Source organism: Candidatus Competibacter phosphatis (genome assembly GCF_012939995.1).
Taxonomy (GTDB): Bacteria; Pseudomonadota; Gammaproteobacteria; order Competibacterales; family Competibacteraceae; genus Competibacter; species Competibacter phosphatis.
On record NZ_SPMZ01000014.1, the window covers coordinates 44,662 to 67,168 of the forward strand.

Genomic DNA, 22,507 nt, shown 5'->3' on the forward strand with positions numbered 1-22,507 from the left:
TGCTCAGAGTTGGCGGGTCAGTTGCCGCGCCAGACCGCCGTGACGCCGGCCGAATTCCTCCAGTGCCGGGCGGCCTCCCGTGGCGTAGATCGCCACGGCGGTAAGCAACTCGCGTAATTGCCGGGCGCTACCCCTATCGAAGGTGCAATAGGCGCCACGAGTCAGCCGAGCGATTTCCCGGAAACCCAGCGTGGCATCGAGGTCGTTACCCTCCTGAAAGACAAAGGCCGGCACTCCCAATAACCCGAGCTGACCGGCCTGTTGGCACAGCGGGTCCACGGCTTCTTCGAGACAGTCGCCGACCAGCACCAGGGCGTTGACCCGATGCAGCCGGGTTTCGCGAGTGGCGTGTTCCAGCACTCGACCGATCTGGGTCAAGCCACCCCGGCATTGCACTGCGGTCATGCGCCGTTGCAGGTCGGCGGCCTGGCTCAGCCACGGCTCGACCTGGAATTCACCATAGCCCCGGTACCAGACCAGTTGCACGGCCAGCCCGCCGATGTCCGCCGTGGCCGCGAACATATCTCCCTGCAACTGGCAGGCTCGGTCCCAAGTCGGCTGGCGGCTGGCGGTGGCATCCAGGGCGAAGATCAAGCGGCCGCTCGGTTTCGCGGCGACGGGAGTGCGAGCCGCTTTTTGCAGGAATTGCACAACCTCGCTGTCCGACGAGGTCGTAAGCCGGTTGACCATTTGCCGCTACTTCTGCAACACGTAAGTACCCGGCGCCTCGCAAATCGGGTATAGCCCTTTTTCCGGCATGCCCATCGGCGGCGGCGAGACTTGATGCGCCGCCGAATGCTTGGTCAGCCACGCTTCCCAAGCCGGCCACCAGGAGCCTTCCTGCTTGGGTATGGTGGCCTGCCAGGTATCCGGGTCGATGTAGCGATCCTGATCGTTGCGGGTAGCCATCTGAAAGCTGCGCCGGTGGTGGCCGGGCTCGCTGACGATACCGGCATTGTGCCCGCCGCTGGTCAGCAGGAAGGTGACTTCGTCGGCATCCGCCAGCAGGTTGATCTTGTAGACCGACCGCCAGGGCGCGACGTGATCCTGTTCGGTGGCGACCGTGAAGATCGGCGCGCGGATGTCGGTAATGGCAATGGTGCGGCCATTGACCTTGTAGTGACCCGTGGCGAGTTCGTTGCCGAGAAAGATATGCCGCAGGTATTCGGAATGCATGCGGAACGGCATCCGGGTCTGATCGGCATTCCAAGCCATCAGGTCGTTGAGCGACTGACGACGCCCCAGAAGGTAGTCATGGACCAGTCGCGACCAGATCAAATCGTTGGAGCGCAGCATCTGGAAGGCACCCACCATTTGGTCCGCGTCCAAATAACCCTGATCCCACATCATGTCTTCCAGGAAGGAGACCTGACTTTCGTTGATGAACAACAGCAGTTCGCCCGCCTCGGTGAAATCGGTTTGCGCCGCGAACAGGGTCATGGTCTTGAGGCGGTGATCGCTGTCGCGAACCATGGCGGCGGCGGTGATGGTCAGCAAGGTGCCACCGAGACAATAGCCGACCGAGTGGACCTTGCGTCCGGGCAAAATCGCGGAGATGGCGTCCAGCGCCGCCATCACGCCGTGCTGCCGGTAATCGTCCATGCCGATATCGCGATCCGCGGCGGTCGGGTTCTTCCAGGAGATCATGAAAACCGTGTGCCCCTTCTCCACCAGGTATTTAACCATGGAGTTGTGCGGCGACAGGTCGAGAATGTAGTACTTCATGATCCAGGCCGGCACCACCAAAACCGGTTCGGCATGTACCTCGGCGGTCGTTGGCCGATACTGGATCAGTTCGATCAAGTGGTTGCGGAAGATCACCTTGCCTGGGGTGATGCCCACATCGCGGCCAACCACGAATTGCTCCGCTTCGCCGCCCAACTGTTTACTGGCTATCGCCGTTTCCATATCGGCCATGAAATTGGTCCAACCGCGCACCAGATTCTGACCACCTTCTTCCATGGTGGCCTTGAGGATCTCCGGGTTGGTGAGCGGCGAGTTGGAGGGCGAGAACATGTCGAGGATTTGCCGCGTCACGAAGGAGACGATCGCTTCGTTCTGCTTGTTGACGCCACGGACATGCGTGGTGGCGTTGTGCCACCACTGCTGGGTCAACAGAAACGACTGCGAGATGAGGTTATAGGGCCATTGCCGCCAGCTCTCGCTATCGAAACGGTGATCTTGGGGCAAGGGCTCGATGGAGGGCGGGATCTCGGGATTCTGGCTGGCCTTGAACGCGTACAGCGCCAGCCGCACCATCTTGCGAACCGCCTTTTCATTCAGCAACGCCTGTTTGCCTGGAGAAAGACCCAAGTGCATCAGCCAGTCGAGGTAGGCCATGGCCAGTACCGCTGGCGATGTTCCGGCGGTGCCGCGCGCGAGGTTGGCGTTGACCATCCGGTCGATGGTTTCGGGAATGTGGGTACCGAGCAAGGAGCGCTCGATACCGTAGGCGCGGTGCGCCGAGGATTTTTGGCCGGACGGACCGAGCCAGGAACGAATCGGCTGTTTGGGTGCGGGTTCGATCTTGGGGGTGGTCGACTGCTCGGGCGTCGCTGCTTGGACGGGAGCGGCCGGAACGGTCTGTTTGGAGTCTGGCATGATTGCATACCTCACGGATACGAGGATCGCGCGGTGCCGGACAGCGATGGAATCGGCAGGTCTGCCGTTGCTCGCACCGCTCCCACAGTGTAACGCAAACCCAGCCCGGCGTGTGGTGTATGCCGATGATGTTAGGTAAACGGCTGCCGTACAAGGGTCTATATTATTATGTGGGTATCTGCGCGGAAAAGTGACGTCGTGCCTTATCTTCCCATGGCTTCCATTCAGACACCCATTGAGCGTTCATCGATACCGAAAGCAACAACAACGACTCAGTTCGGTGTTCGGCGACCGTTGACCCTACGGTTAGATAGGGAGACTTGCCGTGATGAGGAGGAACCATGTTGGACGAGACGACCGCGCATGCAGAGCATATTTTGTCTGTGGTGCAGGGCACCAGGACCGAATCTTCACTGGAGGCCAGTATTGCCCGTTCCTGGATCCGCTGCGTCAACAATTACGGCCTTGACGCCGTTCATTCTCATCAGACCCAGGTACTCGAACAGATTCGTTTGCGCGAACACCAGCAACGCCTGGATGACTTTCTGGAAATCGCTCGGATTGAAATGAATAGCCTCTATCAGCGGATCGCCGGCTCGGGCTTTGCGGTGATCCTGACCGATGGCGACGGCGTGATCGTCAATTGGATCTGCGATGCTAATTTGAGCAGACCTTTCAAGCAGGTGGGTCTGTGGCCAGGCGCCATCTGGGACGAAGAAAACGAAGGAACCAACGGTATTGGCACCGCCCTGATCGAACAGCGCGCCCTGACCGTTCACCGCAATGAACATTTCCTTAGCCGGCATATCCAATTGACCTGCTCGGCGGCGCCGATTTTCGGTCCGCGGAACCAGTTATTGGCGGTGCTGGATATCTCCTCGGTCAGTTCCCAGGATTCCAGACAAAGCCAGTTTCATACCCTCGCGCTGGCCGCGCTGAGCGCCCGAATGATCGAACACGGGTTCTTTCTACGGGTGTTTCGCCAGCAATGGATTCTGCGTTTCCACCACCAACCGGAATTCATTGGCGGGAGCAACGAGGGCCTACTGGCTTTCGATGATGGCGGCTGCATCCTGGCCGCTAACCAGAGTGCGGCGGATCAGCTCCGACAACCGCGCCATCAACTGGTCGGCCAGCGTATCGACCGCCTTTTCGCCATCACCTTGGAGACTCTGCTCGGCCACGCCAGCGGCCAGCCCAGAACGTTGTGGCCCATCGTCGACAAGACCGGCCATCGGTTTTTTACGCTGCTGTATGGCACAGAACGACGGTCACCCAAGAGCGGTTTGCGCTTGGCGGCGGCGGAAACCGAGCCTTTGCTCCCGCCGCTGAAAACCCTGGAGGGTTTGGCCGGGAGAGACCCGCTGATGGCGTACAACGTCGATTGCGTTCGGAAGGTCATGAACAAGCGCGTCAATATTCTGCTGACTGGCGAAACCGGTACCGGCAAGGAGGCTTTCACCAAGGCGATTCACGATGCCAGCGCACGCGCCGACAAACCTTTCGTCGCCGTGAATTGCGCCTCGATCCCGGAAACCTTGATCGAAAGCGAATTGTTTGGCTACAAATACGGAGCATTTACCGGCGCACGCCAGGAAGGCCGGCGCGGCAAGATTCTGCAAGCCCACGGCGGCACTCTGTTTCTGGACGAGATCGGTGATATGCCACCGCCTTTGCAAACCCGATTGCTGCGGGTTCTGGAAGAAAAGGAGGTGCTACCGCTCGGCAGCGATACGCCGGTGCCGGTGGATGTCTTCCTGATCAGCGCCACGCATCGCAATCTGCGGGAACACATGGCCACCGGGGCATTTCGGGAAGATCTCTTTTACCGATTGAACGGCCTGGAATTACGCTTGCCTTCTTTGCGCGAACGCAGCGATCGGCTATTGCTGATCCGCAGTTTGCTGGCGGCGGAAAGCGACGGCGTGAGCGTGCGTGTCGCCGAAGACGCGCTGATGGCGCTGAACGCTTATTCGTGGCCGGGCAATATCCGTCAATTGCGCAATGTGCTGCGCACGGCGGTGGCGCTGTGCGATGAGCAGTGTATCCAGCTCGAAAATCTGCCGGCGGAGATTACCGGTCTGACGCCGCATGACCCAACGTGGCGCGCTTTGCGTTATGGCGCGGCGATACCGAGCAACATGGCCACGGGCGGTCTCGCGCACGCGGAGCGGGAAGCGCTGTTAAGCCAACTGGACCGTCATGGTTGGAATATCACCAATACCGCCGCGCACTTGGGTTTCAGTCGCAACACGCTATACCGCAAGATGCGCAAGCATGGCATTCAGCCGCGTGAATATCCGACGCCATAAAACGGGTCAGCGCGACTTTAATCGCGTCGATGATTCCGCAGCGTCATTCACGCGCCATGCGTCAAAAGACCCAATCGCTCCAATTGCGCGACCGCTTTGACCAGTGTCTCGCCGGTTGATGGCGGCATTTCCCGAGATGTCAGGAAATCATCCAGCGTTTCCCGCAATGAGCGACAGCCATCCAGACCGTTCACGAACTCGACCGCTCGATGGGAATGCAGGAAATACAGGCGGCGGTTGTCGTAACGGTACACCAGACCGCCGAAGCGCTCCGGGCGGATCGCCACCCCCGGAGCCAACCGGTAGCAGGCGGCAAGTTCGACCGTTGTGTTCATTTCAGCATTCTCCCCGCATCGATATTGAGTTTCTGCCCGGTCACGTAGCGCGCTTCACCCGAGACCAGCCATAAGGCCGCCTTGGCGACATCTTCCACGTCGATCAGTTTGACCGGCAGGGCGTTGCCATGGCGGATGAATTCGACCAGATCCTCCGTCGCCATGTCGGCGGCCTGGGCCATACCGGTGATGATGTCGGTATCGACGGCAGTGGGATGCAGCGTGTTGACGGTAATGTGGTGCGGCGCGAGTTCATGCGCCAGCGAATTGGCCAGTCCGACGACGCCCCATTTCGACGCGCAATAATGGGCCATGCCCGGTTCACCGCGCAGACCGGCGACCGACGAGGTCATGACGATGCTGCCGCCCGTTCCCTGAGCCAACATCCGTGGGACGACGTATTTCACCGCCAGCCAATAGCCCTTGAGATTGACGTCGAGCATCATGTCCCACCATTCCTCGGTGATGTCCCAGGTCAGAGCCATATCGGCGATGCCGGCATTGCAGATCAGGATATCGATGTGCCCGAAAGTCGCTATCGTCTTCTCGACGGCGGCGGCCATCGCCGCGCTATCACGGACATCGGCGACCAGCTCCAACGCTTGGCGTCCGTATTCCCGCACCTGTCGGACGGTTTCCTCCAGGTCGCTGCGCATCGCTAGCGAATAGCGCGGATAGGGAAGATCGCGGCAGATGTCCAGCGCCGCGATATCGGCCCCCTCGCGGGCCATCAGCACGGCGTGCGCCCGGCCTTGGCCACGCGCCGCGCCGGTAATGAAAGCGACTTTGCCTTCCAGTTTGCCCATTTGCCCCGCCTTTCACGGTTTAATGAACCACGACAATCAGTTGGCTGACCGGCCCTTGCAGGCATCGGTCAGCGCCGATCTCAATAAACGCCGCACATACCGTCGATACTGACTTCTTCGATCAGCAATTCTTCCGTGACCTCCGGCAGTTCCACCGCAGGTTCGGGATGCCGCGCCAACGCCTCGGCAATCGGCGTGATTTCCGCGACGGGCGCCGCGTGGAGAGTGGACGTTTCGGGGCGTTGCTCGACAGGAATGAACATCGGGATGATCTCCTTCAGGTTGACGATGCACAGGGATACGACAACGGTAAAACGCGGCGGGGATTGATCATGATCGATTATCTCCGCCAGATCAGGCGCGGCAGCAGCGGACGCAAGATGCGCCGTTGCCGACAGCCGCGCCAGAGTCCCACTTGATACGCGGCCAGTTCCAGGCCATACAGGCCGATAAAGACCAGTAGGGACAATTGGGGTCGTAGCCGCCGGTGATCGGCCAGCGGCGCGACGATGAGCAACAGGAGGATGGCGGGCAGCCCAGACGGCTGTATCCCGCCGATAACAAGCAGCGGCAGGCTGTAATAACGGACGGCATTGGCGCTCAGGTGATATAGCGCCGCCGCATGTTCGCGGCCTAGCGCGACGGCGACTCGACCGATGGACAGCGTGACCCCGACGCGCCGCAGCTCCCGCTGTTTTTTCGTCAGTTCCGCGCTGAACAGACCCAGGGCAACCGCCGCTGGTCCCAGTCCCCAGAATCCGAACCACGGCGTGAGCATCACGCTCAGCAGCAACAACAGGCCGACGCGCGGCAGGTGCATCACTCGCCGACCTTCGGGATAGCGTTGCTGCAAATCGGCTTCGGAGGAACCGTAATCGGCGCGGCGGCGCAACCAGTCACCCCAGCGCACGCGATGGTCGTGCACGACTCGGCCGGCGGGGACATACCAGGCACGATGCCCGTTTCGCAAGGTGCGCCAGATGAAATCCACGTCTTCGCCGACCCGCAGCGTTGCGTCGAAGCCGCCATGCGCCAGCAGCACATCACGCCGCACCAATAGATTGCAGGTCGGCAGATAGGACACGGCGGCATTCGGAGTGACTTCCGTTTCCGTCGCGCCCATATCCAACGGCGAGCGCACCGCTTCGAACGCGGCCACCGCGCCCCGTGCTGGCGGAGCGACGACCCGACCACCGATCATGGCGACCGACGGGCCGTCCAGATAGGGCAGCAAGCCTCGCAGCCAATCGGGTTCGGCTACGCAGTCGTTGTCGATGAACGCCAGCACCGTACCGCTCGCCATGGTCGCCGCCAGATTGCGGGCAGCGGATTGGCCGATGTTGCGTTCCTGGCGTAACAACCGGATCGGCAAATCGTGCAACGCTTCGGCCAACGGTGGCGTGGAGGCATCGTCCACCACGATGATTTCACGGCGGTCAGCGGGATAATCCAGCGTCAGCAAGGAGCGCACGCAGCGGCGCGTGGCCTCGGCGCGACCGTGCGCCGGGACGATGATCGAAACTGTCGGCCAGACGGCCACCTCCGCCGGATGGCGGATCAACAATCGGTGGCGCAACAGCCTGTCCAAAAATGCGGTGATAGCCGCTGGCGTCATGCCGGGAACGCTGGCCGCCAGTTCGGCGACACCGCGAGGTTGCCGCAACGCGCCGAGCAACGTCGTGGCCTGCCGATTCAGGCGCAGCGCCAGCAACGGGCGCAGGCACAGCAACAGACCGCCTCGCTCGTCGGCCACGACGGACAGATTGGGTTGCAAGGCATAGCGCGCCGGTTGAGCTGGCGGTGGGGTAGGCAACGAGGCGATGGCGGCACCGCCGGTATCGCCTCGCCTTTCCGCCCATTTCACGCTGGGTTGGGTTGCAGGAGCCATTGTCGCCACGCCGCCTCGTAACACACAACTTGTGCCGCCAGATAACATTCGCCCCGGCTCGCGTTCGCCGAGCGAGGATCGCCCACCACGCCGGTTGCCGTCAGCGCCCGCGTCCCGTTTGCGACCAAGGTTGCCAATGCCGCGTCCATATCGCCGGTATGGCCGGGTGCGGCTCGATCCATGCGCACCTGTTCCGGGTGCAGACGCAGCAGTTCCGAAGTTTCCCATTCGCCGGCGTGCAAGCCGAGGGCATTGAACGGCAAACCCGCCTCTGTAGCGATGGTCAGCACCGCCTCGCCGCAGATCGTCATGGCGTCGGGAATCCACACCGCCAACGCCGGCAACTCCCGCCGCAAGCGCGTCTCCGCCAACGCCAGTGCCCGTCCGTTGCCGCCATGCGCCGACAACACCACCAAGCGCCGCACACCCCAATCGATCATGCACCGGGCGCAGTCCACGATCACCGCCGCCAGCGTTTCCGCCTCCAGACTCAACAGGCCGGCAAACCCGCCGTGCTCGTCGGAACAACCGATCGGGATGACGGGCGCGACCAACGCCGGCAAACGTTCCGCCAGGCGCTCGGCCAACGCCGCCGCTCGGTGAGTATCGGTGCCCAAGGGCAAATGCGGGCCGTGTTGCTCGGTCGCGCCCAATGGCAGAATCACCGTCGTCATGCCCGCAGCAACGGCTTGCGCCACATCCGGCCAGCTCGATTCGGCCAGTCGCCGGGTATTCAAGTCGGCTGTTCCAGGAAACCGCGTTGGCACAAGAACGCGATGATGGCGTCGGCCTGCTGTTCCGGCGTACCACTTTCCAGGATTTTCCCCGCCTTGCCGGCAACCCCGGCGGACATGATCTGGGCGACCCGTTCCTGCACCGATCCGCCGACATCCGGGGTAAACATCATCCGTGCCCGTGGACGCGGCGGCATGACTTCATGCAAGGTCATCGCCGGGAAGTGCAAGTCCTGTGGTGACAAGCCCAATTCCTCCAGCCCGTACAGCGGAATCGGGGTGTATTTGACCCGCATCAAGTTCGGCAGGCTGGCTTGGCGCAGATGCACCAGACCAGTTTCCAATCCCAGGATCGCCGGCAGGGTGACTTCGCTTTCGGCCCGCGCCCCGCGCGCCAGCCGCCGCCGCGCCCGCAACCGTCCCGACTGGATCTCGAACTGGGTGACATCGGTAACGACCGGCCAGTCCAGATGCTCGGCCAACAGCGCCGGCACGGTGCCCGATCCGCGATCCACGCTATGCCCGCCGCACAACACCAGATCGGGAAGCGCTTTGACTCGCAGCGCCGCCGCCAGCAGCGTCGTGGTTACGATGGGTTTGAGACTGCCGAGCGCATCATCCCACACGCGCAGCGCCGCATCGGCGCCCGCCGCCAGCGCGTCTTGTAACAAGCGATCCGCCTCGATCGGCCCCACGCTGAACACGGTCACGGTGCCATCGGGCGGTCGCAGCCGCAACGCCAGCTCCAGAGCGCTCTCGTCGGCGGGATTCATCATGTACAGCACGCGACCGATATCGATCATCCCGGTCAGCGGATCGACCTCGATGGTGCTGGGGTCGGGGACGTATTTAAGACAGACCGCGATACGCATGAGTCAACCCCTCTAGGACTCCCGGAACGTGACCCCATAACCACCATCGGGATAGGACCAGCGAATGGCACCTTCCTGGTTGCAGGCGATATAACAGGTGCCGCATTCAAAGCATTGTTCGTAATTGAACAGAATGCCGCCGTCGTCCAGCGGGACGAACAGGTTGGCCGGACAGACGTAGACGCAGGCATGAACCGAGCATTCGTTGCGGCAGATTTCCGAGTTCACGACGATATGCGGGGTCGCGCCCACTCGGAAGCGTACCGTGCGCATCTTCTCTTCATGGGTGGTCATCACCATAGATAAGCCCTCGCCACTTGGTAGACATCGCGGAGCAATTGCCCCGGCTTGATCGAAGACTGACGGACCATCCGGTAGGCCAGCGGCAGAATCTTCCGCTTGGGCGCACCGTCCACCCGAAAGATTTGTTCCATACCTTGCGCGACCATTTCGGGATAAAGATTTTGCAGGCGCGGCCCGTTGACGAAGGATGGCGCATGACGATAGGCGCGAAAATCGGTGGAAACGTGGCGCTGCTTCAGGTTTTTTTGATAAACCGAGAGGGTGCGAGCGGAGAAATTTCCCTTTTGGCAGGCGAGGATCGCCGTTTCCGCCGCCGCCAAGCCGGATTGCATCGCGTAGTTCATGCCTTCCAGATACAGGCCGGCGGCCAGACAGAAACCCGCCGCGTCGCCGGCGACCAGCATCCCGTCGGTGTACAGCTTCGGTTTCATCGCCCAGCCGCTTTCGGGAATCAGGTGGGCCGAGTACTCGCGCAGTTTGCCGCCGCGCACCAGCGGCGCGACCGCCGGATGCGCCTTGAACCGCTCCAGCAGTTCGTAGGGCCGCTTGCGTCGCTCGACCAGCGACGATACTTGGCCGATCACGCCCAGCGATAGTGAATCCCGGTTGGTGTAGAGAAACGCACCGCCGTGGACATCCTCGGTAATTGCACCGAGATATTCGTAAGCGATCCCGTCGTTGTCGGTGAGATGAAAGCGATCCTGAATGATCGCCGGGTCCAGCCCGAGCACTTCCTTGACTCCCAGCGACAGTTCGTGCGGGTGAAATTCGCGTTGCAAACCCGCTTTCTTCGCCAGGAAGGAATTGACTCCATCGCAAGCGATCACCACCTTTCCGTAAATTTCGCCCTGTTCGCGACGCACGCGAACCCCGACGATGCGGCCGTTTTCCCGCAGCACGTCATCGACGACCGCCGAGGTCAACACGAAGGCGCCCGCCGCTTCGGCCTGCGCCGCCAACCAACGGTCGAACTTGGGCCGCAATACCGTAAAGCCGTTGTAGGGGGCGGTGGCGAAACCGGCACCGGCGCAACGGAAGTCGAGCGCCACGGCGGTGGTCGGCGACATGAAGGCGATGTCGCGGCGGCAAACAGGACGCTCCACCGGCGCTTGTTCCCACCAGTTGGGAATCAGTTCGTTGAGAATGGCGCTGCCGTAAAACACCGCGCCGGAGACGTTTTTCGCACCGGGATACTCACCGCGCTCCAGCAGCAGCACCTTGAGGCCGGCCCGGGCGACGAGCAAGGCGGCGGCACTGCCGGCTGGTCCCGCACCGACGACGATGACATCGAACTGTTGGTTGGCGGGATGCGTGGTCATGGCATCATCTCCAAAGTCCGATGGGCGACGGAGGCATCGGTCGGCGCGGTCGATTCGCTGTGGTTCTCGACGTTGACCGCAGTCAGCGCCTGCAATTTGTCGAGCAAGATCGGCAGAATTTGATGCAGGTCGCCGACGATGCCTAGATCCGCCCGTTTGAGCATCGGCGCGGTGCGGTCGTTGTTGATAGCAATCACGGTCTCACTGCCAGTGATGCCGGATAGATGTTGACCCGCGCCGGACACGCCGAACGCCATGTACAACTTGGGGGCGACGATCTGACCGGTCGAACCGATGAAGCGTTCGGCCGCCAGCCAGCCACGATCCGCCGCGACCCGGGTGCCGCCCAATGCCGCGCCGATGTGGTCGGCCAATTGCTTCACCAGTGCCATGCCGTCCGGCCCGCCGGTGCCGAAACCGCCGGAGACGATCCGTTCGGCCTCGTTCAAGGCCACGGTGCGGGGGTCGGCGGGCAAGGTCCGCAAAGTCCGGTCGCGGAAACTGGCGGGATCGAGCGCCGGATGTACGACGGAGATTTTGGCGGTGCGACCGGGCCGGGGCGCATCCACCCCGCGCACACCGGGCGTGAGCATGGCGCAGATCAAGGTGGCATAGGGCCAAATCAGTCGTTCCTGACAGGCCCCACCGTGGGTGTGACGGATCACTTCCGGGTAACCGTCGCCGACGATGCCGATGCGCATACAGCAGCCGACCAGCGGCAACCGCCAGCGCACCGCCAGCCGGGGTAGCCAGGCGCGAATCGGACCGCTGTCCGGGGCCAGCAGCAGTACCGGATCGGCCTGAAGCAGCACGGGGGCGAGCGCCTGCAACCAGCCATCGGCGCTGAACTGCGCCAATGCCTCGTGTTCCACCAGCGTGACCTGGTCCGCGCCGTGCGCCGCCAGCGTCCCGGCCAGCGGTTCCAACGCGCTACCGCACAAAATCGCCTGGACCTTGGCGTCGAGCCGATCGGCGATCTCACGGCCTTCTTCCACGCACTCCAGGCTGGCGAGGGTCAATTCGCCTTGCTCGCATTCGGTGATGACGACCACGCATTTATCCATTTAAACAGCCCTCCCGGCGCGTTCGCCTTCGATGATCGCGGCGTGCGCCCGACGTGGCGCGACGCAGTCGCCGATGCGGTAAAGCGCGGGCACCCGCCCTTTCAAGTTTTGATACAGCTCTTCATCGACTTCGCGGACTTGCGAAAGCATGTGGGTGGCGCGGGCGTTGTCGGTCTTCAGCGCCTGATACAGGCTATCGTCGGCCTGACGGTGTACCGCCAGCACCACCGTATCTACTTTGGGGAAGTGCACCATTTGGCCACTGTAGTTGTGCAGCGCCATGACCACGCCGTTGTCGATGCCGAGGACCGAATGGTTCGGGGTGCAGCGAATGCCCAAGCGCCGGGCTTGGCGATACCAGTTTTCCAGATCGAGGGTGACGCCCAAATCCTGACCGACGTATAAGGTGGGGGTGACTACTTCCACTTCGCAGCCCTGTTCCGCCAGATACTCGGCGACGCTGGTGGCTTCGTGGAAACCGAGCCGATCCACAATCAGCACCTTGGGTCCCGGCGTGACCTTGCCCGACAGGATATCCACCACGTCCGCCACGCCGGGGCTGTCGCCACCGGGAATAGCGGCATGGTTGGGTAGCGAACCGGTCGCCACGATCACCGCGTCCGCCTTGGCGGCCAACACCGAATCGAGCGTGGCGGTGGTATTGGTCTGTACCTCGACACCCAGTTGTTCGATCTCGTGCAGCAGATTACGCACGATATCGCCGAACTCCGCCCGCCCAGCGATCCGAACCGCCCACACCACCTGGCCGCCAAGACGGGCTTCCTTTTCCAGCAAGGTGACGCGATGCCCGCGCCGGGCGGCGACGGTCGCGGCCTTCAGCCCGGCCGGTCCGCCGCCGATCACCAGCACGCGCTTGGGTTCGGTGACGATCTGCAAGGTGCCGCCGCCGTAGCGCTTTTCCTGACCGGTTGCCGGGGTTTCGATGCAGCCCATCCAGCGATTGAGTCCCATCCGTCCCACGCATTCCTGGTTGCAGGACAGGCAGAGCCGGATATCGTCGGTCCGGTTTTCCCGCGCTTTGCGGGCGAATTCGGGATCGGCGATCTGACCGCGCACGATGCCGACCAAGTCGGCGTGACCCTCGCTCAGGATGCGTTCCGCCTGGATCGGGTCCTTGATCCGACCCACGCCGATCACCGGCAGCCGTACCGCCTTGCGAATGGCCGAGGGAATGAACAGGGCGTAATCCGGGCGAATCCGCATCGACGCTTCGATCATGTACAGAGTCTGGGTCGCGGTACCGATGCTGGTGTTGATCAGATCGATCAGCCCGTCCGCTTCCAGCAGTCGCGCCACGGCCACCGTTTCGTCCAGGGTGATGCCGTCACGGATCAGTTCGTCACCGCACAGCCGCACGCTGATCACGTAGTCGCGGCCCACCTCATTGCGAATAGAGGCGATGATCTCGCGCAGCAGTCGGGCGCGGTTTTCCAGACTGCCGCCGTATTCGTCGCCGCGTTGGTTGGTGTTGCGCGACAGGAACTGGCGGACGATGGAGGAATGGGAGCATTGCAGTTCCACGCCATCGAAACCGCCCTCGCGGGTGTAGGCGGCCACCCGCGCATAGCCCTGGATAATCTCCAGAATATCCTCGTGTTCCACCGCTTTCGCCACTTCGCGGAACAGGGGATCGGCCAGCGCCGACGGCGCCCAGGCGGGTAGCCGGGTGAACATGCCGCTACTCTGGCCGCCATTGTGGTTGATCTGCGCCAGGATCGGCGTTCCTTCCGCGTGGACCGCCGCTGTAATCCGCCGATAATGCGGGATCACCCGGCGGTGAAAAGCATGGATCAGCTTTTCGTAGGGGTGATCAGTGGGATGGGTGGATTGCTCTTCGGTAATGATCAATCCGGTTCCGCCGCGCGCGCGTTCCCGGTAATAGTAAAGATGCCGCTCGCTGGGCAGGAAATCCTCGGCGTAGTTGGTCAGATGCGCCGAGAACACGATCCGGTTCCTGACCGTGATGCTGCCGATCTTCAGCGGGGTAAACAACAGTCGTGGACGATTGCTCATGGCTTAGACCTCCCGTCCGGCGCGATAGCCTTCCAGGATCGCGTGACTGAGATAACGCGGCGCGACGCAGTCGCCGGCCCGGAATACCCGCAAACCGCTCGCCTTGAGCGCGAAATACAGGGTTTCGTCAGGCACTTCCGGCGACACGTCCACCACCAGATCGATGCCGTCGAGACGGATTTCCCGGTGATCGAAATGATCCGCGCCGATCACGCCGTGTTCGGTTACTTCTAGCGTGTCGAATTGTGGGCGGAAGACGATGCCGCGGGCGGCGGCGCGCTGATTCCAGGCGGTCAACTCCAGCGATGCGGTCAAGCGTTGGCCGACGAACATGTCGCTGGTGACCACTTCGACTTGCCAGCCGCGCTCGACCAGCCATTCGGTCACCGCCATGCCGACCGGATCGCCGAGAGTGTCGAGGACCACGGCGCGGCCCGGCATGGCCGGAACCTCGCCGCCCATGACTTGCCGAGGATTGATCAGCGGCGCGTTCGGGTGAAAGCGCACGCCGGCTTGCTGGCCCGGGAGCCCACCCACGGCCACGATCACGGCATCGGGAGATTCCTGGCCGATTTGTTCGGCGGTCATGTCCATCTCGGTCCGAATGGTTACTTCCAGTGCGCGGACTTGCCGTTCCAGCCAGTCCACCGCCAGCGCCAACCGTTCCCGGGCGGGCGCGGCGGCGGCGAGTCGGATCGCGCCGCCGAGTTGCGATTCGCGTTCGTACAAGGTGACGTCGTGTCCGCGTAGCGCCGCCACCCGCGCCGCTTCCAGACCGGCTGGTCCGCCGCCCACGACCAGAACCCGATGCGGCGTCCGGGCGCGTTTCAGAGTCGCAAATTCGGCTTCGTGCTCGTAGCCGGCGGCTGGATTGTTGGCGCAACTCAGGCGCGGGTTCTGCACCAAGCCGATAAGGTTGTCCTGATTGGCGAGCAGGCAAGGGCGAATGTCGGCGGCGCGGCCTTCACGCCATTTGTGCGGCAAGTCCGGATCGGCGATCAGTGCTCGGGTCATTTCCACTGCGTCGGCTTTCCCGTCAGCCAGCAGCGCCGCCGCCATTTCGGGATCGACGATGCTGCCTTGGGCGAAGACCGGCAGCGCGACCGCCGCCTTGATGCCTGCCGCCAGATGCACGGCGAAGCCGGGCGGTTGATATAGACCGGGCCGAGTGAGATGACCGGTGTAGATGCTGCCGCTGGTGACGCTGATGAAATCGAGCAGCCCATCGCGCGCCAGGCAGCGGGCGATCTCCGCCGCGTCTTCCGGCTTGATGCCGGCCCATGGCGCATATTCGTCGCCTGCCAGGCGCAGCCCGACGATGGCATCGCGACCCAGTTCGTCGCGCACGTTCTCGATGATCTGACGGGCGAAACGCAGCCGGTTTTCCAGCGAACCGCCGTAATCGTCGCCACGTTGATTGGTCAATGGCGACAGAAATTGGCGAATCAGGCTGTCCTGACCGGCGTTCAGCTCGACCCCATCCAGGCCGCCGTCGCGGGCGTAACGGGCAGCCTGTCGGAAGCCCTGGATCACGGCGGCGATATCGTCGGCGTCCATGGCCTGGGGCAGTTCGCGGCTGTTGACTTCCGGGACTGGCGAGGGTGCCCACAGCGGCAATTGGGAATAATGGCTGCTGCCCTGCATCCCGCTATGGGTCAAGTGCGCCAACGCCAGCACACCGTGGCGATGCAGCGCATCTGCGATTTGGCGATAACCGTCCACCACGCGGTCTCGTAGCCAAATATCGCGTACTCGTAGGGCCAGTCCGAAGGGTGAACAACGCTGCCTTCCAGAACGATCGTTCCCGCGCCACCGGCGGCACGGGTTTCGTAATAAGCGACGTGCCGCTCGGTGAAGCGGTTATGAGTGGCGAAGTTGGTCTGATGGGCGGCGAACACAAAGCGGTTCGGCGCGGTTTTGCCACCCAACGACAGTGGGGCGCAAAGCCCGGCATGGCGATCTTGCGGCTTGCTCATGGCCTTGCCTCACGCGCTACGGATTTCAGGTATTGCTCGGATCGAATTCATGGCGATGCAATGCTCGCCAGTTGCGACACGGCCTTGACCGGTATTGGAAAAAACGCCGGTCGTTGAAACACGCAGTCCGGGTCGGGCGTATCCAGGGATTGTTGGGTGAAATGTTTGACGGCCATGCAGCCGCCATGGCACTGGTCGTAGGCGTTGCAGCTCTGGCAACTGCCGCCGACCTGCCATTCCCGCAGATGCGCGAACAGCGGCGAGTGGCGCCAGATGCCGGCGAACCCGCCCGGTTGGCGCACGTTGCCGCCGGAAAACTCCGGGGCCAACATGAACGGGCAGGCATAGACTTCGCCGACCGGGTCCACGCAACAGACGATGCGTCCGGCGCCGCACAGGTTTAGCCCGTCCATCGGCTGCCCGTAAGCCGACAGGTGAAAAAAGGAATCACCGGTCAGCACGTCGCGATGCTTCAACAGCCACTCGTACAGTCCGCGATTTTGTTCGTGGGTTGGGCGCAGGTCTTGCCATACCGCGCCGCCGCGACCGGTGGGACGCAGCCGCGTCAGCCGCAGCTCGGCTCCATAGCTTTGGGAAAGGGCATATAGCTCGTCGATTTGCGGATAGTTGTGGCGGGTGACGGTAGTGTTGATCTTGAACGGAAACCGGTGCTTGGCCAGCCGCTCCATCGCTTGGCGGGCACGGCCGTAGGAACCTTCGCCGCGGATGGGATCGCTGGTGTCAGCGGTCGCACCATCAATGCTAATCTGCACGTCCAAATAGTCCCGCGAGGCGATCCACGCCGCCGCATCGTCGTCGATCAAGGTGCCGTTGGTGCTGAACTTGACGCCGATTCCGCGCGCCAGCGCGTAGTCCATCAATTCGCGAAAATCCTTCCGGCTCATCGGCTCGCCGCCGCCGACGTTGATGTAAAACACCTTCATTTCCGCCCATTCGTCGATCAGCCGCTTGGCCTCGGCGGTGGTGAGTTCATCGGGCCGACGCTTGCCGGAGGAAGACAGGCAATGCACGCATTGCAGGTTGCAGGCGTAGGTGATTTCCCAGGTCAGGCAGATCGGCGCGTCCAGACCCTGCCGAAAGATTTCGTAGCTCATCGGTTACCCCTTCGAACGGTGGCAGTGCGGGCAATCAGGCTTCAGCGGTGGTCGGGTCAATGCCTGCCTTGATCTCGGAGATGGGGTCTGCTGGAAATCCGCCCTGTTCGGCATGCTGTTTCACCATCTCGGCGTTGGGGGCGATGTAGATGCAATAAATCTTGTCGTCGGTGACATAGCTTTGCACCCATTGGATTTGGGGACCCAGGTTGTGGAGTACGCTGCACGATTTCTGCGAGATGGCTTTCAGGTCGGCTGGAGACAGCTTGCCCGCACCGGGCAGTTCGCGTTCGATCAGATACTTGGGCATGGGACTAATCTCTTTGGTGGAATCGTTTTTTTATGAGTGGGCCTATCAACGGCTGTCAGGCGTCATGCTTCGCATCCAACGCCGCCTGTTCCTGGTCCGTGAACAGCCGGGAGCGTGTCAGGAAGCGCAAGCCTTCCGGACCTTCCAGGGAAAACATCCCGCCCCGACCCGGCACGACATCGATGGTCAGTTGGGTGTGTTTCCAGTACTCGAACTGAGCGGCGCTCATGTAAAACGGGCAACCGCCGATCTCGCCCAAGCGCACGTCGCCATCGCCGATCAGCAGTTCGCCTGCCGGGTAGCACATCGGCGAGCTGCCGTCGCAACAGCCGCCGGATTGGTGAAACATCAGCGGGCCGTGCTTGGTTTTGAGACGCGCGATCAAATCCAGGGCGGCATTGGTCGCCAATACGCGGGATACGGTGGTCATGACGAGCCTCCATCGGGTTAAACCCACCCTCACCCCCAACCCCTCAGTGGGAGAGGGGAGAGTGCGAGGCAACCTTCAACCCCTCTCCCAGTGGGAGAGGGGAGAGTGCGAGGCAACCTTAGAAGAACCCCATGGCCTTGGGGTTATAGCTGACCAGCAGGTTCTTGGTTTGCTGGTAGTGGTCGAGCATCATCCGGTGCGTTTCCCGGCCGATGCCGGATTGCTTGTAACCGCCGAAGGCGGCGTGGGCCGGGTAGAGGTGGTAGCAGTTGGTCCAGACTCGGCCGGCCTTGATGCCACGCCCCATGCGGTAGGCGACGTTCATGTCGCGACTCCAGACGCCCGCGCCCAGTCCGTAGAGGGTGTCGTTGGCGATGGCTAGCGCGTCCGCCGCGTCCTTGAAAGTGGTCACCGCGAGCACCGGCCCGAAGATTTCCTCTTGAAAGAGGCGCATTTTGTTGTGGCCCTGGAACACGGTCGGTTGCACGTAGTAGCCGTTGCGCAGTTCCCCACTCAGTTCGGCCCGTTGTCCGCCGGTCAGGCATTCCGCGCCTTCCTGACGGCCGATATCCAGGTAGCTGAGGATTTTTTCCATCTGCTCGGAGGAGGCCTGGGCGCCGATCATGGTGTCGGTGTCGAGCGGATGCCCTTGCTTGACCGCTTTTACCCGCTGGATGGCTCGCTCGATGAAGCGGTCGTAGCCGGATTCCTGGATCAGCGCCCGCGAGGGACAGGTGCAGACTTCGCCTTGATTCAGGGCGAACATGGTGAAACCTTCCAGAGACTTGTCGAAGAAGTCGTCGTCTTGGGCGCAGACGTCGGCGAAGAAGACGTTGGGCGATTTGCCGCCCAGTTCCAGCGTGACCGGGATGAGGTTTTGCGCGGCATATTGCATGATCAGCCGCCCGGTGGTGGTTTCGCCGGTGAAGGCGATCTTGGCGATGCGTTTGTTGCTGGCCAGCGGCTTGCCGGCTTCGAGACCGAAGCCGTTGACGACGTTGACGACGCCGGGCGGGAGTAGATCCTGAATCAGTTCCATGAGCACCAGGATCGATACGGGGGTTTGTTCGGCGGGTTTTAAGACCACGCAGTTGCCGGCGGCCAAGGCCGGCGCTAGTTTCCAGACCGCCATCAGGATTGGGAAATTCCAGGGGATGATCTGGCCAACCACGCCCAGCGGTTCGTGGAAGTGATAGGCGACGGTGTCGTCGTCGATTTCCGATAGCGCGCCTTCCTGGGCGCGGATGCAGCCGGCGAAATAGCGGAAGTGGTCGATGGCGAGCGGTATGTCGGCGGCCAGGGTTTCTCGCACCGATTTGCCGTTGTCCCAGGTTTCGGCCACCGCCAGCATCTCCAGGTTGGCTTCCATGCGGTCGGCGATGCGGTTGAGCCGGTTGGCGCGTTCCGCGACGGCGGTGCGGCCCCAGCCGTCGGCGGCGGCATGGGCGGCGTCCAGCGCCAGTTCGATGTCCTCGGCGCTGGAGCGGGGAATTTCGCAGAAGCCCTGGCCAGTGACCGGGCTGATGTTTTCGAAGTATTCGCCTTTCGTCGGCTCCACCCATTGGCCGCCGATGAAATTCTGATAACGGGCTTTGAAGGTGATCTTGGAGCCGGCCTGGCCGGGTGATGCGTATAACATGGGTATTCCTCCTGTGGTTTGGCAATGCGTGGCGACGGACTTGTGCGTCACCGTTTTTTCAGGCAGCGAGTAGAAATCCAGCCGGCCTCACGCCAGAGTGAGGCCGGTCAATCATCAGCCAGCCGCCGTGATACTCGAAATACTCAAAATGACCGCCGAGCGATCGCCCGATCGCCAACAGCCGTTCGCGATCGAAGACCTGCCGATGGCCATAGCGGGGATCGGGCGTGTCTTCGATCGGCACCGCGATAATCAGTCGCCGGGCGGTGAGTCGCCAGAGGTTGGCAACTGCTCGGTTGGTTTGCTCCGGTTCAAGGTGTTCCAACAGATGCAGCGCGGTGACCACGTCGAAGCGCGCCGGTAGCGGCGCCAATTCCCGCTCCATATCGTCGGCCAGAATATCGGCGACGCCGAACCGGGCTTGGGCCAGACCTGCATGGCGGGCGTAATCGTCGGCGAACCCCATCAGAGCCGGATTCAGATCGCAACCAGCGATATCCCCCAAGATCGGGTCCGAGACGCCAAGCCGCGCCAGCAGCAGCGGAAAAAAGCCGAAACAGGTGGCCACGTCGAGGACGGTCAGCGGCGATGCGGCGGCAGGTAGTCCCTCGATCCGTTCCAGTGCGTACCGATAAATCGCGCCGAACAGTCCGATAAAATCGTTCGCGGTTTCCTTGGGTCGCCCCGGCGGTTGCCCCAAACCGGCGCTGGCCTGCGTGGCGTTCAGGGTGTTGGCGTAGAACAACCGCCAAGCGTGGCGCTCGTTGCCGGCCATGGAGCGGACAATGTCGCCCACCGAACGCTCGAATAAGTCTTGTTCGCTGTAGCCGGTATCGATCCGCTGGCGCTGTGCCGTCAGCAGCGGCAACAACTCGCTAACAACGTAGTAGCCCAAATTATTGTCGATCTGCGTCGCGCTGAAATCGTGGACGATGATCAACTCATCGGCGGGCGCGGTCGGCGTCGCCGATGGCGTCAGCGCGTAAAGCTGGAAGTGCGCGCTGGCGGCCAGCGGATCGGCGCGTTGTTCCAGACCGTTGACCAGCAGCGCGTGGCGGTGGCGTGACAGCATCATGATGGGGAGCGCTCCGCGATCAATGGGGCGTCACCGAGCGCCGCAGCAGATTCTCGGCCACCTGACCGAGTTGCCGCAGGTTGCGGACCACTTCGGTTTGGTGGCAGACCGGCTCGTATAGCGACATATCGCAACTGCCCATCTTCCAACTGCCGCGCGGTTCCGGCGACAGCCAGAGCAATTGCTTGGCGCGGCGACGGATTTCCTCCAAGACCCATACCTGGGGTGGGTTACGATTACCTCGCCCGTCACCAAGGATGATGACGGTGGTTTGCGGCGTCACCGCCGCTAAATGGCGATTGTGGAACAGGCTCAAGGCGTGGCCGTAATTGCTGTCCACATCGGTGTCGATCAGACCGCCGTCGAATACAGTGCTAATCGCTTCATCAATGCTCTGTTGCTCGAAACACGCGCTGACTTCCACCAGGTCGCTGACGAAGGCGAAACTGCGCACCTGGCCGAATAGGCTTTGCAGGTTATAGACAAGATGCAACATGAAACGAGCGGTGTTGCGCACCGACAGACTGACATCGCAAATCACCACCAACCGGGGTTTTTCATTGCGGTAATGGGTCATGACCGGCTGAAATGGGATGCCTTCGTATTTCATATTACGACGCAGGGTAAGCGGAACGCTGATCCGGCCATGATGGCTAATGTGTCGGCGATAGGAACGGGCACCCCGCATCCGTCGGCACAGCCGATGCACGATCTCGGTCATTTCCCGGCGTTCCTGTTCCGAGAAGCGGTAATCCCGCGCGGCACGGCGCGGCCGTTCGGACCCTTTCGGAGGCGGTTGCAGCGCCAACTCTCGTTCCAGATAACGCTTCAGCAGTTCCGGCAGATTGGCAATGCCGCCGTCCAGTCGGCTGGATAACTGTTTGATCAGGTTCTCGTCCACATCCATATCGTTGAGTTCATCCAGCAATTCAGTCACGGCGTCGGCGATCACATCGGCGTCCAGCGCCGCGATGGCCTCGTCCAAATTCAACTCGCCGGCCCGCCCGACGTTCTTCATCCGCCGCGCCTTCAGCAATTGCATGGCTTTCCGCATCACCTGATCCAGCAAATCCCGGTTGCGGCTCAACACCAGATTCTGACCAAACTCGGCCAGACTGAGATCATTGGCGTCCTGATGTGAGTTGAAATGAGTTGCCATCGATTCGGCATCGAAATAATCCCGGATATCGAGGGCGTCTTCATGGGCGTTATCACCGTCGGGTTGACCAGTGATCTGGGTCTGCTCCGCGACCGTTGTTGGTGGTTCCGGCGCGGTTTCGCGGTGTGGCGGCGGTTCCGCCGCCGATTCAGGCGACGGCGATGCCTTGGGCAAGCCGAAGAACTGCTCGAACAGCTCTTCGAACACCGGCTGATCACGCACATCCTTGATCAGAGTGCTACACAGGACCGCGCGCACCGTGTCGCGATCGTGCAGCGTGACCCATGCCAACGCCTGCATCGCGTCCAGCGATTCGGCCGGCGAAATCCGCACGCCCTGCTTTTTCAGCAGAAAAATGAAACGATTGATCACGGCGTCCATCGTCAGCCACCGGTACGGCCGTCGGTACGACCGCGATAGCTGGTGAAGTAGCGGGCGGTGTGCTCTTGGCGGCGTTGCTCCAGACCGTTCACNGGCTCGGCGGGCCGCGCCGGCGGATGCAGCGGGGTTTCGGGCGGCCGAGAGAGTTTCCGGC

General features: G+C 62.2%; 20 protein-coding genes and 1 pseudogene. 1 reads left to right on the top strand and 20 read right to left on the bottom strand.

Features of this window, described 5'->3' with window-relative positions; translation table 11 throughout:
* Nucleotides 1–3 precede the first annotated feature (3 nt).
* Entirely contained in the window at nt 4–690 is a 687-nt protein-coding gene (locus tag E4P82_RS04920; RefSeq protein ID WP_169247852.1) for a vWA domain-containing protein, read from the bottom strand.
* 6 nt (nt 691–696) lie between these two features.
* Nucleotides 697–2,601, bottom strand: coding sequence for a PHA/PHB synthase family protein (locus E4P82_RS04925; protein WP_169247853.1), 1,905 nt, complete (start codon nt 2,599–2,601; stop codon nt 697–699).
* 341 nt (nt 2,602–2,942) lie between these two features.
* Here E4P82_RS04925 and E4P82_RS04930 point away from each other — a divergent pair, with 341 nt between their 5' ends.
* On the top strand, nt 2,943–4,913 hold the full coding sequence (locus tag E4P82_RS04930; RefSeq protein WP_169247854.1) for a sigma-54-dependent Fis family transcriptional regulator: 1,971 nt from the start codon (nt 2,943–2,945) through the stop codon (nt 4,911–4,913).
* Nucleotides 4,914–4,960: 47 nt separating this feature from the next.
* Here the strand turns inward: E4P82_RS04930 and mftB are convergent, their stop codons facing one another.
* The 18 genes and pseudogenes from mftB to E4P82_RS05020 form a co-directional block, all read right to left on the bottom strand.
* On the bottom strand, nt 4,961–5,248 hold the full coding sequence (gene mftB, locus E4P82_RS04935) for a mycofactocin biosynthesis chaperone MftB (protein WP_169247855.1): 288 nt from the start codon (nt 5,246–5,248) through the stop codon (nt 4,961–4,963).
* The gene (locus tag E4P82_RS04940) at nt 5,245–6,054 is read right to left on the bottom strand and encodes a mycofactocin-coupled SDR family oxidoreductase (RefSeq protein WP_169247856.1); all 810 of its coding nucleotides are present in this window, start codon (nt 6,052–6,054) and stop codon (nt 5,245–5,247) included. Before E4P82_RS04940 ends, mftB begins: the two co-directional genes overlap by 4 nt.
* Nucleotides 6,055–6,134: 80 nt before the next feature.
* Nucleotides 6,135–6,233 (bottom strand): mycofactocin precursor MftA, encoded by a 99-nt coding sequence (mftA, locus tag E4P82_RS04945; protein WP_211203034.1) that lies wholly within the window; start codon nt 6,231–6,233, stop codon nt 6,135–6,137.
* A 161-nt stretch (nt 6,234–6,394) separates the two neighbouring features.
* Nucleotides 6,395–7,942 carry a mycofactocin biosynthesis glycosyltransferase MftF gene (mftF, locus tag E4P82_RS04950; RefSeq protein WP_169247857.1) on the bottom strand — a complete coding sequence of 516 codons (1,548 nt, stop codon included), beginning with the start codon at nt 7,940–7,942 and terminating at the stop codon, nt 6,395–6,397.
* Nucleotides 7,915–8,679, bottom strand: coding sequence for a mycofactocin biosynthesis peptidyl-dipeptidase MftE (gene mftE, locus E4P82_RS04955; RefSeq protein ID WP_169247858.1), 765 nt, complete (start codon nt 8,677–8,679; stop codon nt 7,915–7,917). Before mftE ends, mftF begins: the two co-directional genes overlap by 28 nt.
* Nucleotides 8,676–9,515, bottom strand: a pseudogene (locus E4P82_RS04960) (electron transfer flavoprotein subunit beta/FixA family protein); the annotation flags it as partial. The pseudogene E4P82_RS04960 and the gene mftE, both read right to left, overlap by 4 nt.
* Before the next feature lie 45 nt (nt 9,516–9,560).
* A complete protein-coding gene (locus E4P82_RS04965) occupies nt 9,561–9,848 on the bottom strand; it encodes a ferredoxin family protein (RefSeq protein WP_169247860.1) in 288 nt (95 codons plus the stop codon).
* On the bottom strand, nt 9,842–11,170 hold the full coding sequence (locus E4P82_RS04970) for an FAD-dependent oxidoreductase (RefSeq protein WP_169247861.1): 1,329 nt from the start codon (nt 11,168–11,170) through the stop codon (nt 9,842–9,844). The genes E4P82_RS04965 and E4P82_RS04970 overlap by 7 nt, the downstream gene beginning before the upstream one ends.
* Nucleotides 11,167–12,222, bottom strand: coding sequence for an electron transfer flavoprotein subunit alpha/FixB family protein (locus E4P82_RS04975; protein WP_211203032.1), 1,056 nt, complete (start codon nt 12,220–12,222; stop codon nt 11,167–11,169). The genes E4P82_RS04970 and E4P82_RS04975 overlap by 4 nt, the downstream gene beginning before the upstream one ends.
* A gap of 12 nt (nt 12,223–12,234) precedes the next feature.
* The gene (locus E4P82_RS04980; protein WP_169247863.1) at nt 12,235–14,268 is read right to left on the bottom strand and encodes a mycofactocin system FadH/OYE family oxidoreductase 2; all 2,034 of its coding nucleotides are present in this window, start codon (nt 14,266–14,268) and stop codon (nt 12,235–12,237) included.
* Nucleotides 14,269–14,271: 3 nt separating this feature from the next.
* Nucleotides 14,272–15,990: an oxidoreductase gene (locus E4P82_RS22740; protein ID WP_169247864.1), complete on the bottom strand. Its 1,719-nt coding sequence runs from the start codon at nt 15,988–15,990 to the stop codon at nt 14,272–14,274.
* Nucleotides 15,924–16,244 (bottom strand): hypothetical protein, encoded by a 321-nt coding sequence (locus tag E4P82_RS22745; protein ID WP_169247865.1) that lies wholly within the window; start codon nt 16,242–16,244, stop codon nt 15,924–15,926. Before E4P82_RS22745 ends, E4P82_RS22740 begins: the two co-directional genes overlap by 67 nt.
* 47 nt (nt 16,245–16,291) lie before the next feature.
* Nucleotides 16,292–17,359, bottom strand: coding sequence for a mycofactocin radical SAM maturase (gene mftC / locus E4P82_RS04995; RefSeq protein ID WP_169247866.1), 1,068 nt, complete (start codon nt 17,357–17,359; stop codon nt 16,292–16,294).
* Nucleotides 17,360–17,393: 34 nt separating this feature from the next.
* Nucleotides 17,394–17,669: a DUF4242 domain-containing protein gene (locus E4P82_RS05000; RefSeq protein WP_169247867.1), complete on the bottom strand. Its 276-nt coding sequence runs from the start codon at nt 17,667–17,669 to the stop codon at nt 17,394–17,396.
* A 55-nt stretch (nt 17,670–17,724) separates the two neighbouring features.
* Nucleotides 17,725–18,099 (bottom strand): DUF779 domain-containing protein, encoded by a 375-nt coding sequence (locus tag E4P82_RS05005; RefSeq protein WP_169247868.1) that lies wholly within the window; start codon nt 18,097–18,099, stop codon nt 17,725–17,727.
* 118 nt (nt 18,100–18,217) lie between these two features.
* Nucleotides 18,218–19,738 (bottom strand): aldehyde dehydrogenase, encoded by a 1,521-nt coding sequence (gene adh / locus E4P82_RS05010; protein ID WP_169247869.1) that lies wholly within the window; start codon nt 19,736–19,738, stop codon nt 18,218–18,220.
* A gap of 58 nt (nt 19,739–19,796) precedes the next feature.
* Entirely contained in the window at nt 19,797–20,813 is a 1,017-nt protein-coding gene (locus tag E4P82_RS05015) for a methyltransferase domain-containing protein (RefSeq protein WP_169247870.1), read from the bottom strand.
* A gap of 19 nt (nt 20,814–20,832) precedes the next feature.
* Nucleotides 20,833–22,353, bottom strand: coding sequence for a VWA domain-containing protein (locus E4P82_RS05020; RefSeq protein ID WP_169247871.1), 1,521 nt, complete (start codon nt 22,351–22,353; stop codon nt 20,833–20,835).
* Nucleotides 22,354–22,507: the final 154 nt, after the last annotated feature.